Raw genomic sequence first — 14,727 nt, 5'->3', positions numbered from 1 at the left:
AAAGAATATTTAACTTTTTGATCCAGAAGATTCAAAAATCAGATTGTTTTAACGAATCCAAGTAGCATTTCGGTATTTAAAACATAAAGCACACATGGTGACAGCTAAGCTATACGACCCAATTAAAGCAATCCAAAAACCATCAATACCCAATGGAGTAATTTCAAAGAGCCACCAATCCATTCCCCAATATGCCAATAGCTGTCCACCACTTAAACCAAAGATCAACAATGAAGTGCTATAAATCATGCTTGGCACAATCGTTATGCCCCAACAGCGTAATACCGTTGCAAAAATACATAACATTGCATCTGCTAAATGAAACAAGATTCCGAGGATAAAGAGGGAGGTCGTGATTTGAATAACTGCTAAGTCTTGGGTAAATAGAGAAATGAACTCATCTCGAATAAGCAGTAATACACTGCATAAAGTGACGGCAAAAATAAAGATAAGCAGAAAGGCCTTTTTTGACCAAAGCAAAGCAACTTGTTTCTGTTGAGCGCCAATTTTTTCAGATAACATCAAACTGAATGCAACAGAAAATGCGGCAGGTAAAATATATAGCATGGAACAAATACTAGCGACCACCTGATGCGAGGCAATCACAATACTACCAAGTGGTAATGCTAGAATCGAAATTGCCATAAAAGCAATCACATCAATCACGATCATCAATGCGGTAGGTATTCCAATTCGAAGAAAACGGCACAACAATTCATAACTAAAGGAAAAGCGACTCAGATCAAGTTTAAAAACAGCTTTGCCACGTATATAACCGTATAACAATATCAACATCACACTATCCCCAAGCAATGTCGAAAATACGGCGCCATAGACACCCCAAGGTGCAATATCAAAGTACGCTACACCGTTGATCAAAGCATAGGACAGAGGCAACTTAATCAATAAAAAAATTACGCCTATATAAGTTGCGATAATTGGACGATCAAGAACCTGTATTTGTATGGTTAAGATACGGCAACATAGCCGAACCACTAGATCGACTGAAAAAATCATCAAACAATTTTTAACCAATAACAGGACGGTATCTGATGCTTGAAAAAAGGTTAATAAATGCTCGGTATTATTGATCAAAACAATCGCAACAATACTAAACACAGCTGCGATTAATACCGCCAAGCTTACGATATTGGTTAATTTCTGCTGATTAATTTCCCTCCCTTTTTCTTCTGCGAGGATTTGAAACATTCCTTGTAGTAATCCGTAGCCCACCACAAAAACAATCATATAAACTGAGAGAGAAACCGATAAAGCCGTTAAATGCACATGGCTATAGTGAGATAAAAATGCGGTATCAATGACACCATTCATAATAAAAATCGTATTACTAAACAGAATTGGGAAAAAAATACTTAAAAAACGCTTCATTCTATTTTCACTATTATCATTTAAGAATTTGATATATTTGAATTTTAAAATCTTAGAAACAAACAAGCTATTTTGATCAATACGCTTCAGATGCTAAATAAAATTTTACCAAGAGATAAAAAGCAAATAGCATTCCATGTTTGTTTTTCTGCTTATGAATTTACATTTTTTAAAAAGATATAAAAAAGCCCAGATCAACTGGGCTATGCAAAAATCGATTCAAATCAAACCACAATATCCGCCAAATTACCTTTCTGCTCTAACCAATGCTTACGATCACTCGAACGTTTTTTTGCAAGCAATTTATCCAATAACCCACCCTGCGGTAAAAAGCGCATTATTCAAATTCAAATGTGCGGCTTCTTTAAATGTTTTCCAACACGTTATATTAGATTGTATTAGACCAATAACCAGTAATTAATGCGCTCATAATTTCCTGATGATTGTAACTATAATCAGGCTCATCCAACAAAAATTGTAAATAATCTGCAACAACTGCACGCTGTTCAGCATTAAATAAGCAAAATTTTCTTTCTCTGTCATCACCTAGATGTATCAATGTAAAAGTGAGATCATGTAAATAATCACCATTTAAACTTGCCAATAAAAATGCAGGTAAATGAAACAGCATACCCTGAGCATCGAAGAAAGTTGGACTGCTGTTACAGCGATTCAAGTCATTAATGGAGATATTCTGCCAATTTAATTTTTCATCTTTGGCACGATAAGCCTGACATTGTGCATGACTTGCGTAATCATCTATTCCTTGCGCTTCATATAAACCAATACCCTCTTGCAAGGTGACCCCGGCAAAAGCACTCTCGATCTTTTGTCTAAGCTGATTCAACTGCTGCCAGCGTGGTAATAATCCCTCAGCTTCTGCGACAGTAATGGGATCATAGCCTCTGCGACGCATTTCCTGAATATCATCAGGCGAGAGATATTGTTTCATCAAACCACAATATCCGCCAAATTACCTTTTTGCTCTAACCAGTGTTTACGATCAGCCGCTCGTTTTTTCGCGAGTAACTTGTCTAACAAACCTGCAGTTAAATGTGCATCATCTAAATCTAGTTGCACCAAACGACGTGTATTTGGATCCATGGTGGTTTCACGTAATTGACTGGCATTCATTTCACCCAGACCTTTAAATCGAGTGATTTGAGGATTTTTATTACCTTTTACTTTTTTCAGAATTGCCTCTAGCTCATCATCATCTAGGGCATAGTGCACATCTTTGCCAATATCAATACGATAAAGCGGTGGCATCGCGACAAATAAATGACCGTCCTCAACTAATGCTGGAAAATGTTTCACAAACAATGCACAGAGTAAAGTTGCGATATGTAGACCATCTGAGTCCGCATCGGCAAGGATACAGATTTTGCCATAACGTAGTTCAGACAAATCATCACTACCTGGATCAACACCAATCGCAATCGCAATGTCATGGACTTCCTGAGATGCTAAGACCTCATCCGAAGATACTTCCCATGTATTTAGGATTTTTCCACGAATCGGCATAATCGCTTGGAAGTTTTTGTCACGCGCTTGTTTTGCACTTCCACCTGCCGAATCCCCTTCGACAATAAACAGCTCACTGTCTTCACGTGTTAAACCAACACAATCTGCTAATTTACCAGGTAATGCTGGACCAGCCACGATCTTCTTTCGTTCAACTTTCTTAGCTGCTTTTAAACGACGACCTGCTTTGGCAATTGCCATTTCAGCTAATTGTGTCGCGATCTCGGCATGTTGGTTTAACCATAATGCAAACGCATCTTTAGCAATATTGAGCACAATATTTGATGCTTCACGGCTCGATAGTCGTTCTTTAGTTTGTCCTGAAAATTGAGGCTCTTGAAATTTTAAAGATAGGATGAAATTCACACCATCCCAAACATCTTCTGCGGAAAGTTTCATATTACGCGGTAATAAATTACGTAATTCACAGAATTCACGTAATGCCTCAGTCACTCCTGAACGTAATCCATTGACATGCGTACCGCCTTGCGCGGTTGGAATCAAATTGACGTAACTTTCCTGAATCTGTTCACCACCTTCAACATTCCAGCAAATCGCAAATTCACACGCTGCGCGGTCGGCTTGTCCACTACTGACAAAGGCAGGATCAGGTAAAATTTCACGCTCTTCAAGCTCATCCATCAAATAGTCAACCAGACCATTTTCAAATTGCCATTCGATTTTTTCATTATTGATTTTATCGTCATAAATAATTTTTAAGCCTGCGGCTAACACGGCTTTGGCTTTTAAATTATGTTTCAGTGCTTTTAATGCGAACTTAGGACTATCAAAATATTTTGCTTCTGGCCAGAAACGAACGGTTGTTCCTGTCGCACGTTTCGCCACCTTACCTTCTAATACAGATAAAGGTGCTACAGGCTCACCTTGCTCAAATGCCATCTGATACAAGTTACCCTGACGCTGTACTACCACTTCAACCCGTGTAGATAAAGCATTAACCACAGAAATACCAACACCGTGCAAACCACCTGAAAACTGATAGTTATCAGTACTGAACTTACCACCTGCATGTAGCTTGGTCAGAATGATTTCGATACCACTTTGACCGTACTCTGGATGGATATCGACAGGCATACCTCGACCATTGTCTTCAACTGACAACGAACCATCCTCATAGACCGTCACACAAATTTGGTCAGCATGTCCTGCCAGCGCCTCATCGACAGCATTATCAATCACCTCTTGCGCCAAATGGTTTGGGCGTGAGGTATCTGTATACATCCCTGGACGACGACGAACAGGATCTAAACCAGAAAGAACTTCGAGGGATTGTGCCGTGTATTGTGTCACTTGATCTGACTTCCTTTTTATATGCCTGCCGACAAAAATTCGAGTACTAAGGGTAATTTGTCTTTGAAATCATCCATTGCATGATTACCACCCACATCCGTTAATATCAATGCAGATGGATGTAGGGCACTATAATAGCGTTGTGCCTGACGATAATCCAAGACTTCATCATCTTGTTGCAACAGCACGAGAATTTTATCAGCCTGTTCTGGTTTCGTATCAGCAATTGATTGTAATTGCTGCAATTGATCGTGATCAAGCGTCCATGATTCAGTGACTTTGAGTGGGATTTGCTCAATACCAAACAATTCTTGAAAGAGTTGCCATGGTTGCATAGCAGGATTGATCAGTACAGCAGGACAATCATATTTGGCGACAAAATATGTCGCATAGAATCCACCCAAACTGCTACCGACCAAGACAACTTGATCGAGTGGTAAACTTTCGATTAAATTAGAAACGTATTTTAAGACCACTTCAGGTGGTTGATTCAAATCGGGCAAATGCACGTGAATATGATCGTGATTTGCACAATATTGATACAGCTCTTGCCCTTTTTTTGACAGTGGGCTGCTTCTAAAACCATGTAAATAGATAATTTGCATATGCACCAAATTAGACAAGCGCTTGACTTATTGTGAAATAAATCACATTATTTTGCGTAATGATTAAACATATAACAATATAAATTACATTTAAGCTCGATATTGTCTGACACAAAAAACGATACTGAATTCCATTCATCAGTATTCTAAAAAAATTAGTTCTGAAAGACATAAGATGTAAGAGTTTGTTGTAGTTTATCTAAACAATGTTAAGTTAATAACTTCAAACCTTCGGTATATATATCAAGGATAGGGAAAAATAATATGCCAAGTTTAACACCTCTGCATGAAACCTACTGCAAATGGGACAGTACGCCCCCAAGTCAGGCAGATGTTTTGGAAGGTTTGGCACAATTAGTGAGCACAAGTTTGAGTGGTGTTCATGAACTGGTGCAATTAATTCAAACTGAAGTGTTAAGGACTACGCTCGGTTTAAGTGCACAAAAAGCCAAAAAATTACAGAAACATCCACAATTACAGAAATTCTATCAATTTTCATATGATGCTATTCAAAAATATGGGAGTAGCTTTCTTGCTCCTAGTCTGCGTCATATCGTTGAAAAATTTCCAGTTCTACACGATAAACCATTAACGCCAAGCCTTCATTTTGTTGTAGGGGCATTGAATGGGATTTTTGGGGATTTCTTCCTAAAACAACATAACCCAATGGCATTACCGATGGTGTTATATGATCACTATGGATCATTACAGCAAGGTGAACTTACTGGGCGTATCGTAATACTCACACATGGTTTATGTATGAACCATTTGAGTTGGTCAAATCATCGTTATGGCGGAATCGGTGAGCGTTTACTTGCTCAGCGCGACAATAACACGATGCTGTATTTAAATTACAATACAGGTCGTCGAATCTCAGCAAATGGTCGAAGTTTTGCCAACGTATTAGAAGATTTGATCCAGAGAAACCCTCGTATTACCAGTATCGATTTGATCGGACATAGTATGGGTGGACTGGTTTCACGTAGTGCGCTTTTCTATGGCAAACAAAATCTACATCAATGGGTACATATGGTAGAAAATCTCGTATGTATCGGTTCCCCACATCACGGTGCCGTACTGGAACGATTTGGTTTTGTCTTACAAGACAAATTAGGGGCATTCCCTTTTATCAGCCTGATTGGTCAATTAGTAAATGTACGCAGTAATGGGATACTCGATCTACGTTATGGTAGTGTTCGTGATGATGACTGGGAACATAATGATGCGCGTATCGGCTTCGCGGACGACAATCGTAAACCTGCACCATTACCATCTCATATCAACACATTCCTGATTGCTGGAACATTAGAATTTGAGAAAGTTAAAAATAAAGCACTTAAAGTGATAGGTGATTATCTCGTCAGTGTTAAAAGTGCTCTTGGTGAACATCCGAACCCTCGTTTTCAGCTTAAATTACCAGATACACATAAAGCTGTTTTCTATGGTTTGAATCATTTTGAAATTCAATACCATTCGAGTGTTGCTGAGCAAATCACAAGATGGCTTTATCCAGAAGTTGGGGAAGTCGTTGAAGAAGGTGTTCAAACACATATGATTAATGTACCCAACAATTATACCTTTGATGATTTAGAAGGGATTGTTGAGACATAAAAGTAAAAAAAGCTCAGCTGTATAGCTGAGCTTTTTTTAGATTTTTGAGATTAAATATTCAGATTAATTTTGCTTAACTGTAATTCTAATCATAAAATTCACTGTATCTTAGGTAAAAAAAATCTAAATTTAGAGCATTACTCCTCATAATCGCTGCAATCAATTTTATTGTTTTTCAAATTTTCATCAGTTGTATAGCTAATTTTAAAATTTAAATTCAATAAATCTTCTTTTCTAAAAACCTTAGGAACAATATTCCAAACATTTTTTCCATTAGTGACAAAAACTAAATTAAATTCTGGTACTTTATTATTATTAGTATCAATTTGATACTCTACAGAAAATTCGTCTTTTTTCTTACCAACAATATTATATATACGTGGTTCATTTAATTTTTTATCACAAGCCTGATATATATATCTTGTTTTTCAAAATCTTAATTATACTTTCATCACAATAACAACCACCTACTTCTAACTCTTTTATAATACCATCTTGATACTTAAATGGTTTTATTAAGCTCCGTTCCAAGCTATCAAAATTTAAATATGACTTTCTTAAATCTTTAATTTTTGAATTATTAAAATCACTTAGACATTTATAGTTTTCATAATTTGCTTCTTTTCCATTAAAATCACATTTTAAATTTCTATTTTTCAACCAAGAGCGTTGAGTATCAACAAGATACTTAACTTCGTTTTTATTATCACCAATATAGCTTTTTATATCAAAATATGTACTATTCAGTTCATGCTCACTATTTTTATAAACTGTTTTCTCATCTAATCGTTGTGGCTTATACTCTGCAGCATTTGAGCAAGCACTCAAACCAAAGACTAATAGCACACTAAGAAAGTTAGAATTAATGCCTTGCATCGTACGTTCCTTTAACAAACAATTGATATTCACTATTACGTCTTTTAGTTAAACCGAGATCTGGAATTTTTTCCCATTTACGGTAATTTTATTTATATCTAACATTTCTTTAGGCCCATCTTTATAATTACTTTGATTAATTAACTTACATAGATTTAGGGCTTTACTAGCAATATTACCGATATTGAATGCTAACGACACTAAAGCATCAAACTCATATTGATACAGAGGAACTTTAGTTGCTTTTTAGACTTTATTTCACAAATATTCGAGCTATTGATTTTAATTAATTTATTTTAAATTATATGGTTGTGAAATATTTGTGCAACAAAGACATTTCAACCTTATGGTGCATTAGAGTTGCGTATTTCCAACACTTCATTACAAACTTTTTGATCAGAATAAATAAAAATTCGTTGGCTTCCATTTTCTAATAATACTGCATCTTCATCAGTACCAAAGGCATTTTTGGAGATGTCACATTTATAAGATGTAAGCTTAAAGCTCTGTACAGTTTTACATTTTGGTTCATCTGTAGTTTCATCAAAACCATACCATTCTGTAATATTCTTATCAGAACATGAGATTTTCGGACTATCATTACTCTCAAATTCTCTTTTAGTTACCTTTGACTCACTTATAGCTAATAGAGGTTTTTCTCTATCCTCTATGCGTATTACATTGTGTTCGCTATTTAAACCAACTTGTGATTTGTTCTGATTTTTATCACTACATGCAATTAAAGCACTGGTAAAGACCAAGCATGACAGGGAAATTATTTTGTTATTCATTATTTACCTCAAAAAACCAACAAGTTTAAAAAAATCAATCAATATCTTTCTTTAAAAAAATAAGAATACATTCCACCTCTATCATCATTTTAAATAATATTCTTACTACCCTTTTTCTTTTCATAGATAGCTTACACATAGTTTTGACTTCATATTTATTAAGCAAGTCTTCATTAAAATAGCATAATATAAAAACCAGAATAAGACATTAGCACATTCACTTTATTTTGTGAATCTGCATAAAACCCTCATTACATTCTAGAGTTGAACCTTTTAAATCTTCACATTTAATTTTATTATCTTTTGTCAACTTAAATTTAAAACCATTATTAATTTTATACCCAGGTTTAAATTCTTTAGATAACACACCCCAAATAGCAGGATTGTTTTGTTCATATATCGAATTTATAGTATACATATTTAAAAAATCATTCATAGTAATTTTTTTTATATAATTTTGATCTAAAAGATTATAATCATATTTTCCATTTTTATTGCTAGAAACACTTGTATTATTTAGCCTTACAATAGCAATTTCTTTTGTTTTTTTATTAAAAATATAAAACTTCTTTATAATATAAAAATCGCCTCTTAATACATTTTCCGTGTATTGAGAAAAACCAATAAAATTATTATCTGAAAAATATGGTGAAACAATATATCTATTCAAACCAGATATTTTATTTTTATCCAAAGTATATATATTTCTTCCTTCCTTCAGAAGAATACTATAAGAATGAGTATCTTTATCACTAGAATTCAAAGAGATTTCTTTAGTTTGAATTTCGTAATCTTTATCTATTTTTACAGATTGACCAAGTTCATTAATACTTTTATACTCTTGAGAAATAATACTATTTGAATCATCATATAAAATAATATTTTTTGCCTGAGAAAGGTTTGGTAGTAATAGGGCTAATGTTAAAAATATTTTACTTGAATTCATATTTAATCTCATCGCTTTTCTTTAGTTGGAGGTAATGGGTTGTTAAGCAAAGGGTATGGATCAAAACGACCAACTAATCCTCTACCATCTTGATCCTTTGTTGGTAATGATTTATTACCTTTACCATGGTCTTTCAAATACCAAACTTCAAAATGTAAATGGCTGCCTAATTCAACTGTGGGCATTATATGTGCGTTTCCACTACATCCAGTTTTTCCTAATGGAGTTCCAGCCTCAATCCATGCTTCATCACTCTCAAAACTATTAATTTGGCTCAAATGGGCATAAAAAAACCAAACAAATATTATATTTGGATAATGCTTTCGTATGTAAAGTTTTTGTTTCTCGGGTAAATCATCTACTTTTACTTGCAATGTAATAGTTGCCCCAAAACTACTATCTCCCTTAGCATTAAAATCTCTATTAATGGCATATAAAGTTCCTGAAGCAACAGCCCTTATCTCGTCTCCAACTTTTGCTTCCAAATCAATACCTTGATGTGCTCTTTTCCCACCATTTCGAACCATACCGAAAGTACAAGATTTCGCGACCGCGGCATATTTTCCAGCTGATCTCATTCTGTTTACTTTTAATGGATCAAACCAAACATTTGCACCACCAATCTTTGGTTCTTGTTTTGGTTCTTGTTTTGGTTCTTGTTTTGGTTCTTGTTTTGGTTCTTGTTTTGGTTCTTGTTTTGGTTCTTGTTTTGGTTCTTGTTTAGAGTTTAAAACTTTCTTTTCTATATCCACCATATTAGATTCATGTAATCCATTTGTATTCAACATAAATTCTAAAGTATGAACTTTTGTATCAATCAGATTTTCATACATCCAAATTTTATATGCTTGAATATAGTTATTATTACCTTGCTTTAAATATTTAGCTTGAACTTTTTTACTTACATTAGCTTCAAAGTTAGTCTTAGCAGTATCTTTATCAATACTGTTTCTCATGATCAAATATGCACTTCCAGGAGATTCATGATGACAAAAATATATAAGCTTACTCATTTCTAATGGATTTAGATTATCAACCCCACTAGTAGCTAAACCATTATTCTTTAATCTACGCTTTAATCCCTCTAAATTTTTTTTTGCAGATAAAGCTATCGTATCAATTGATAATCCAGCATCAGTTCTTAGCGAGTTTATCCAGCTGATATCTTTGCTATTCAGCTTAACTATAGGTTGTTGTAATTTTTTCTTTTTCTGTTCTTCAGTACGCTGATCATCAGAAAGTGTATAGCTTCTCCAACGACCGCTTCCAACAAGTACTTTATATCCTTTTTTCTTAATTATATATTGATTAAGTTTACCTATTTTATCTGTCGCTAGTTCCAACCAAGTGGGGGTAAAAAATTGGCCTAGACCAACTCCTGTTCCTTGTGGATTTACTGCATTTGGATCCCACTTATTTTCAATTTTTCCTCCACCCGTTTCGATACAAATAAGAGCTGCTATTGTTGCTGCACTTATGCCATATTTTTTTTCAGCATCAAGAATATCTTTTCTATAAATTTCATTTGCAACAACTAGTCTCAAGTTTCCTTCAATTCCAACCTTAGCAATAGCATGTGTTTTTTCTCCTCCTTCAGTTCTAACCGATTTATCAATTGTTTCAGGTAAATTAACTTGTGGTAGTTTTTGTTTTTGTGAATTCCCACTAACTGAAATATTCTCTCCCGTAGCAATTAAAACTCCTTTTTGATTTTTTAGCTCATTATTATCTTGACTTATTACAGACATTGGAGTCGATTTTTCATTTTTTTCCTTTAATAACTCTTTATTTTTATTTTTTAAATCAATTTTAACATCTTTTACTTTTTGATTCTCAGCACCCTCTTTATAACCATATACACCTGTTGATTTCATCATTCTAGAAGTTAAAACTAATTTCTTTTTTCCTAATGGCAATTTTTTATGATCAGCAATTAAATAAAAACCTTTTAAGTTACTTTTAAAATATACTTTTACTCCCTTTGTGTGATCTTTAATAGTAATCACAGGGGAATTTCCATTTAGTATTTTAACTTCTTTTTTTAAACCATCATATTCCAGATTTAATGTGGCAGTATTAATTGGATTAAATGCTAAATCCAATAATCGAATAGTTAGGAATGTATCAATCTCTTCTTGAGGTGGATATAGGTATATTTTTTGCCCAATACTTATATTATGGATTAATCGTCCAGTTAAGTTATTCCAATCGGCTAAATTCTTTAAAGGAATACCATAATGCTTTGATATACCCCAAAGTGTTTCCCCTTTTGCAACATTATGAACTTTCTTATTCATTTATTTATACCTATTAAAACTTAATCAAGCTGTGAACCATGTTCACCTGGCTCCAGAATCGTATCGTTACTATTCTCTTCATCGACTTCATCATCATAAAAAGAGCTAGACCATTGATCAAAACCTAAATATGTTGAATAATTTTTAGCATCTTCACTTTCTAATAATGGAGTTAAACCATTTTTATCAGTTACCCCTTCCCATAGCATATGTTTTTCTAAGTCATCAAACACTATAACCTTAGCTTCAGGAATTGCTTCTCCAAATATTGAAGTAAATAAAAATTTAATTGCAGATGGCCCAATTTTTGGCAGTTCAGGAACCTCATAAGAAACCTTAGCCCCACTAGCAAACAAATGCTGCCCAGCCTTACTCTCAAACTTACCGCCTGTTGTTGAAAATACGCCATCCGCATTAATTTTGAGTTGTGACCCACCTGCTGTTAATACAATCTCTTTTGGGCTGGTAATTTCGATTTTTTCTTCAGTAGAAATGAGCTTGATGACCTTCTTCGCAATTGCTTCAATCGCATCATCTTGGGCTTGTAATTCTAGCTTTCCTTTTGCTGCGTAGGCTCTAAAACCTTTTTGTGCTGCAAACAAACTAATCTTGTCCTGTGCATGCCCGATAATATTTTTTTGCGCACTCAGGTTAATTGAACCGCTGGCACTCTCAGCTATATCCTGAGAAGCCTGCAAAATAATATTTTCAGGTGTGGTTAACGCAATTCCATTAGGGGATGCCAACAACATTAGCGCTTGTCTGAAAATCTTGCCTTGCTCTTGTTGTTTAGTATCGGAACTGCTTTCTAAGCCTTGTGTATAACCTTCCATGAAACCTTGTAAAGAGTTCAATGCTTTAGATGGCGTTATTTCTAACTTACTGCCTTTACTAAATGTTCCGCAGCTACTCATCAGCTCAAAATCGTTAATGTCGACATTGGCTAAGACTTTTCCAACTTCTTTAATGCCATCAAACGGGTTCTGCTCTATCCGATCTTTAATACTAGCAAGTTTGCCTTTGACAATATCAGCGCCATGCTCTTCTACGTTTTCGATGAATTCTTTTAAATTCTCAATCGCATCTTTGCTATCGCTGAAAAATGCATTAAATTCTTCTACTGCAGTTTTAGCATCACCACCTAAAGCACCAATATCTTCAATAAATCCACCGCAATCCTTTAAGGCATGGATTGGATCAAGACTCACTCCTTCCTTAAACAGATTTAATGTATTCTCAAGTGCTTGTCCTTTTGTTTTTAGTTCTAAAGACTGGATAAATTTGGGTAAGCGATTAATCACGTTCAAAGCATCAGTTTGTTGCTTGGCTGCAACTTCACTGAGCATTTTCATGCTTTCATAACCTTGTGACAGCAAAGATTGTGCTTGAGCAGCTTCTAGATGATCTGCAATCGCCTGTTCTTGAGCATAAGTACTAATCAACATGCCTTTACCAGCACGTACAGCCCCCCAAGCATCAGTTCTCAGTTCGAAACCTTCACCGCGACCACTGCTGGTTTCCTGAATTTTAGGATGACTTAAATTACCTAAGTTCAGTTGAGTTGCTGCATGGCTACTTTGCAACTGTGTACTGATTTGTCCTTTTGTATCATCGAAACGTAACTGATTAAAACCACTACCATTGACTTCTTGACTACGGATACCACTGAGTTTTTTAGTATCTGGAAGCTGCCCTTTGACATCAAATTTGGTTGGAGAACGTTGCGCTTCATGGATTCGTCCTGTCACAAAGGGACGATCAATATTGCCATCAAAAAAATCAATAACGACAACTTCACCGATACGAGGTAAGAAGCGAGCTCCATACCCCTCTCCCGCCCAAGGTGTTAACACATCGATCCATGCTGAATCGGTATCATTGTTATTACTGCCCGCACCGCCATCATGTCCATGATCATCACTACGGGTAAACAGAAAGCGAACCTTAATACGCCCCCATTCATCTACATATATAGTTTCCCCTTCTGGTCCAACAACTTTAGCGCGTTGTGGATAGGCGATTGGGCGATGCTGTAGAGGATCATATTCTGGTGTAATTTTGATTTGACGGCGAATTAATGTCAGTTCATTTGCCTGCCGCTCAGCCTCTTCATCTTCCAGTGCATGCCAACGACTTTGTTTTAATAATTGGCGTACCTGTTGCTGTAAATCTTTCGGTAAATTATTTTGGTTGTAGAACGTTTTAGCAATAATCAAGAACTCTTGATCTACGACGTCATGCTGATTAATTTCTGGATGATCAATAAGGTTGAACCAATATCCTACTTGGCTGTCACGCACAGAACTATAAGCTTTAAAAAACTTGGCCTGAAAAGCATACATATCATTTAATATTTGATTTTGCTTTTCTAATTGGCTGTTACCTGAAGCTGTAGCTTGATCTTCACCTTTTAAATCCTGCATCCATGCTGGACTTACATGCCATGCTTGTTCAAGACCTAAACTGACTGAGTCAAAACTTGTGGAATGACTATGTGTGGTGATGACTGAACCAGCGCCTTCGTCTTGTGCTAAAGCATCAGGCTGCCAACGTTGCAAATGAACAGCAGTGGGTTGCAAACTTCGCACCGCGACAAAACCTGTAATACTGTCTTGGTATTCGGTTGCACTACTTCGATGATAGCGAATACTGCGTCGAGCTAAGGCTTGATATTGACTATTATCATCAATCAATCGTAACTTTTGTGATTGAATCGGTATGGAAAAATGCGGAACAAAAAGCTCTGCTTCATCAATGAGCCAACTAATCCCTTCACTACGCCATAGGCGTGTAAGAAAATCATAATCAGATTCATTATGCTGCATCACAAATGGACGCACATCATAACTTTGCTTTAGTCCATTCAGATCAAGACTCAAACTTGCAGCAAATAATGGGCTTTTTTCTTGCCATTCTTTGAATAAAACTTCTGTAACTTCAACGATTGTTTTATTCATAAAAACACGACTATTACGGCGTTTATGCCATAAGTTTGTCGCATCATTCAGAGTCAGTTTATATAGAGTTAAGGCACCATCACTTTGTCCATAGCACGCTTCAGTTACTATGCCAGTCATACGGAACAACTGTCCTGAATCTGTGACTTGATCCACAGCCAGTTGAACACCGATAAATTGTTTTAATGCAATATGAGCATTGGTAGAGAGGCAAATTAATTCCGCATGTAAGCCATCATTCAGTTGATGCTTTCCCTCGATACGCTGTAAAAAAACTTGGTTATTTAATTCTTCATTAGAAAATTGTACGTGTATTGCACGTTTTTGTGCATTTAGCCCTATTTTTTCTAATACATTAGATATATTAAAAAGCATTTTTTTATAATCATAGGATAAAGAAACGGCTGCACTTTATAAAAA

Annotated in this window: 10 protein-coding genes and 2 pseudogenes; 1 reads left to right on the top strand and 11 read right to left on the bottom strand. The window is 35.4% G+C overall.

Features of this window, described 5'->3' with window-relative positions:
• Nucleotides 1-48 precede the first annotated feature (48 nt).
• The 5 genes and pseudogenes from H2677_RS00545 to H2677_RS00530 all read right to left on the bottom strand — a co-directional run bounded on the left by H2677_RS00545 (nucleotide 49) and on the right by H2677_RS00530 (nucleotide 4,829).
• Nucleotides 49-1,389, bottom strand: a complete 1,341-nt coding sequence (locus H2677_RS00545) for an MATE family efflux transporter (protein WP_212638936.1) — start codon at nucleotides 1,387-1,389, stop codon at nucleotides 49-51.
• A gap of 224 nt (nucleotides 1,390-1,613) precedes the next feature.
• Nucleotides 1,614-1,706, bottom strand: a pseudogene (locus H2677_RS16185) (hypothetical protein); the annotation flags it as partial.
• Between the two features lie 71 nt (nucleotides 1,707-1,777).
• Nucleotides 1,778-2,341 (bottom strand): DUF6714 family protein, encoded by a 564-nt coding sequence (locus H2677_RS00540; protein WP_004951204.1) that lies wholly within the window; start codon nucleotides 2,339-2,341, stop codon nucleotides 1,778-1,780.
• The gene (gene parE / locus H2677_RS00535; protein WP_212638935.1) at nucleotides 2,341-4,224 is read right to left on the bottom strand and encodes a DNA topoisomerase IV subunit B; all 1,884 of its coding nucleotides are present in this window, start codon (nucleotides 4,222-4,224) and stop codon (nucleotides 2,341-2,343) included. Before parE ends, H2677_RS00540 begins: the two co-directional genes overlap by 1 nt.
• 17 nt (nucleotides 4,225-4,241) lie before the next feature.
• Nucleotides 4,242-4,829, bottom strand: coding sequence for a YqiA/YcfP family alpha/beta fold hydrolase (locus tag H2677_RS00530; RefSeq protein WP_004951198.1), 588 nt, complete (start codon nucleotides 4,827-4,829; stop codon nucleotides 4,242-4,244).
• A 264-nt stretch (nucleotides 4,830-5,093) separates the two neighbouring features.
• Between H2677_RS00530 and H2677_RS00525 the strand changes: the two genes are divergently transcribed.
• Nucleotides 5,094-6,440 (top strand): PGAP1-like alpha/beta domain-containing protein, encoded by a 1,347-nt coding sequence (locus tag H2677_RS00525; protein WP_004910011.1) that lies wholly within the window; start codon nucleotides 5,094-5,096, stop codon nucleotides 6,438-6,440.
• Nucleotides 6,441-6,577: 137 nt separating this feature from the next.
• Here the strand turns inward: H2677_RS00525 and H2677_RS00520 are convergent.
• From H2677_RS00520 to H2677_RS00500, 6 genes and pseudogenes are all read right to left on the bottom strand, one after another.
• Nucleotides 6,578-7,316 (bottom strand): annotated as a pseudogene (locus H2677_RS00520) (lysozyme inhibitor LprI family protein).
• Between the two features lie 48 nt (nucleotides 7,317-7,364).
• On the bottom strand, nucleotides 7,365-7,517 hold the full coding sequence (locus H2677_RS16180) for a lysozyme family protein (RefSeq protein WP_407929289.1): 153 nt from the start codon (nucleotides 7,515-7,517) through the stop codon (nucleotides 7,365-7,367).
• Nucleotides 7,518-7,660: 143 nt separating this feature from the next.
• Nucleotides 7,661-8,107 (bottom strand): hypothetical protein, encoded by a 447-nt coding sequence (locus tag H2677_RS00515; protein WP_212638934.1) that lies wholly within the window; start codon nucleotides 8,105-8,107, stop codon nucleotides 7,661-7,663.
• A 217-nt stretch (nucleotides 8,108-8,324) separates the two neighbouring features.
• The gene (locus H2677_RS00510; RefSeq protein WP_212638933.1) at nucleotides 8,325-9,053 is read right to left on the bottom strand and encodes an RND transporter; all 729 of its coding nucleotides are present in this window, start codon (nucleotides 9,051-9,053) and stop codon (nucleotides 8,325-8,327) included.
• Nucleotides 9,054-9,061: 8 nt separating this feature from the next.
• Nucleotides 9,062-11,350, bottom strand: a complete 2,289-nt coding sequence (locus tag H2677_RS00505) for a peptidoglycan DD-metalloendopeptidase family protein (RefSeq protein WP_212638932.1) — start codon at nucleotides 11,348-11,350, stop codon at nucleotides 9,062-9,064.
• Nucleotides 11,351-11,370: 20 nt separating this feature from the next.
• Nucleotides 11,371-14,682: a type VI secretion system Vgr family protein gene (locus H2677_RS00500; protein WP_212638931.1), complete on the bottom strand. Its 3,312-nt coding sequence runs from the start codon at nucleotides 14,680-14,682 to the stop codon at nucleotides 11,371-11,373.
• Between the last annotated feature and the right edge of the window lie 45 nt (nucleotides 14,683-14,727).

This window comes from Acinetobacter junii (assembly GCF_018336855.1).
Lineage (GTDB): Bacteria > Pseudomonadota > Gammaproteobacteria > Pseudomonadales > Moraxellaceae > Acinetobacter > Acinetobacter junii.
The sequence above is the reverse complement of the archived record's forward strand: the minus strand, read 5'-3'. Positions and strand labels throughout refer to the sequence as shown.

Coding starts and splice junctions, on each gene's coding strand:
- H2677_RS00545 (WP_212638936.1), bottom strand. CDS start 1,389: ATGAAGCGTTTTTTAAGTATTTTTTTCCCAATTCTGTTTAGTAATACG.
- H2677_RS00540 (WP_004951204.1), bottom strand. CDS start 2,341: ATGAAACAATATCTCTCGCCTGATGATATTCAGGAAATGCGTCGCAGA.
- H2677_RS00530 (WP_004951198.1), bottom strand. CDS start 4,829: ATGCAAATTATCTATTTACATGGTTTTAGAAGCAGCCCACTGTCAAAA.
- H2677_RS00525 (WP_004910011.1), top strand. CDS start 5,094: ATGCCAAGTTTAACACCTCTGCATGAAACCTACTGCAAATGGGACAGT.
- H2677_RS00515 (WP_212638934.1), bottom strand. CDS start 8,107: ATGAATAACAAAATAATTTCCCTGTCATGCTTGGTCTTTACCAGTGCT.
- H2677_RS00510 (WP_212638933.1), bottom strand. CDS start 9,053: ATGAATTCAAGTAAAATATTTTTAACATTAGCCCTATTACTACCAAAC.
- H2677_RS00505 (WP_212638932.1), bottom strand. CDS start 11,350: ATGAATAAGAAAGTTCATAATGTTGCAAAAGGGGAAACACTTTGGGGT.
- H2677_RS00500 (WP_212638931.1), bottom strand. CDS start 14,682: ATGCTTTTTAATATATCTAATGTATTAGAAAAAATAGGGCTAAATGCA.